The sequence below is a fragment of the Geodermatophilus sp. SYSU D00079 genome, assembly GCF_054050635.1.
Genome location: NZ_JBJGZS010000065.1, coordinates 1 through 1,758, shown reverse-complemented (window position 1 = coordinate 1,758; position 1,758 = coordinate 1). Strand labels below are relative to the sequence as shown.

Annotated in this window: 1 protein-coding gene and 1 pseudogene; both read left to right on the top strand. The window is 70.7% G+C overall.

Features of this window, described 5'->3' with window-relative positions:
* Positions 1 to 167, top strand: a pseudogene (locus ACI79E_RS22385) (methyl-accepting chemotaxis protein); the annotation flags it as partial.
* A 300-nt stretch (positions 168 to 467) separates the two neighbouring features.
* Positions 468 to 1,758: methyl-accepting chemotaxis protein (locus ACI79E_RS22380; RefSeq protein WP_456934783.1), on the top strand; the 1,291-nt coding region annotated here is incomplete at its 3' end.

The following is a 1,758-nucleotide window of genomic DNA, read 5'->3' as shown; positions in this document are numbered from 1 at the left end:
TGTCCGAGGCGGCGCAGGGTTCCGGTCAGATCGCGGAGAACATCACCGGCGTCTCGGCCGCGGCCGGGTCGACGACCCAGGCGCTGACCCAGACCCGCACCGCCGTCGACGAGCTGTCCCGCATGGCCGCCGACCTGCGCACCAGCGTCTCGCGGTTCACGTACTGACCCGACCGGGGCCCAGCAGGGGCCGCACGTTCATGAAGGGGCACGACCGGTTCGTCCGGTCGTGCCCCTTCATGCATGGAAAGGCACATCGACCATTGCGCCACCAAGTGGTCGTAAAGGGTCGATCGGCGCCATGTCGACTCCCATGGCACCGGTCGACCGCCTTTCTCTGCTCGTCCCCGGACACGCCGTGGCGGAATGGTTCGACGAGAACTTGAGACCCTTAACCTCCGCCTGCACCTGCGAGTCGAAAACGGTCGATGACGGGGTGCGCAACACATATTCGGCGAGGAGTTCCCCATGCGCGCATCCGATCCGCCCCCTGACCGCAGCCGCCTGCGGTGGTTCACCGATCGCCCTCTGCGGGTGAAGCTCGGCGCATCCCTGCTGACCCTCGCGGGCGTCGGCGTCCTGGTGGCCGGCGTCTCGGTCGACCGGCTCACCTCACTGAGCCACTCCCAAGAAGGCCTGTACGAGGAGACCATCGCCCCGATGGACACGCTGGCCGGCGTCCAGCGGGATCTGCAGAGTGTCCGGGTCCGGATCCTGCAGTACGCGGTGGCCGGCCCGGAGGTACGCGCCGAGCTCCGGGAACAGATCGACGAGCGCTATGCCCGGTTCGAGGCCGGCGTGGCAGCGTACGAGCCGCACGTCCGAGACGCCGAGGCGATGTCCGCCTTGCCGGCTACGGCCGACGCCTTCGTCGGGAGTGCGACCGGTGAGCTCTTCGCCCTGGCCGACGCAGGCGACCTCGCGGCCTTCGGTGAGCTCTACCAGGGGACGGTGCGCGGCATCGGAGACGATGCCCTCGACGCGATCGAGGCCGAGAACGCCGCCCAGGCCGCCGCAGCGGAGGCCGGTGTTGCGGCGGGCTCGGACGACGCAGGCAGCGCGGTGTGGACGATCCTGCTGCTCATCGGGATCGGCGTCCTGCTCTCCGGTGGATTGGCGTTCTACGTCGTCCGGCAGATCATGCTCACCGTCCGGTCGGTGCAGGCCTCCGCCGAGGCGCTGGCGGACGGGGACCTGACCGTGGTCCCGGAGGTGCGCAGCGCCGACGAGTTGGGGCGGATGGCCCGGTCCCTGGCCACCGCTCAGGGGAACCTCCGCACCGTGCTCGCCTCGGTGGCGTCCTCCGCGGACGCGGTGGCGGCCTCGTCGGAGGAGCTGAGCGCCTCGTCGGCGCAGATCTCGGCGTCGGCGGAGGAGACCTCCGCGCAGTCCGGTGTGGTGGCCGGCGCAGCCGAGGAGGTCAGCCGGAACGTGCAGACGGTGGCCGCGGGTGCCGAGCAGATGGGGGCGAGCATCCGGGAGATCGCGACGAACGCGGCGGAGGCCAGCCAGGTGGCGTCCCGGGCGGTGTCGGCGGCGGAGACCACCACGGCCACGGTCGCGAAGCTGGGGGAGTCCTCGGCGGAGATCGGCAACGTGGTGAAGGTGATCACGAGCATCGCGGAGCAGACCAACCTGCTGGCGCTGAACGCGACCATCGAGGCGGCGCGTGCGGGGGAGGCGGGCAAGGGCTTCGCGGTGGTCGCGAACGAGGTCAAGGAGCTGGCGCAGGAGACGGCGAAGGCGACCGAGGACATCG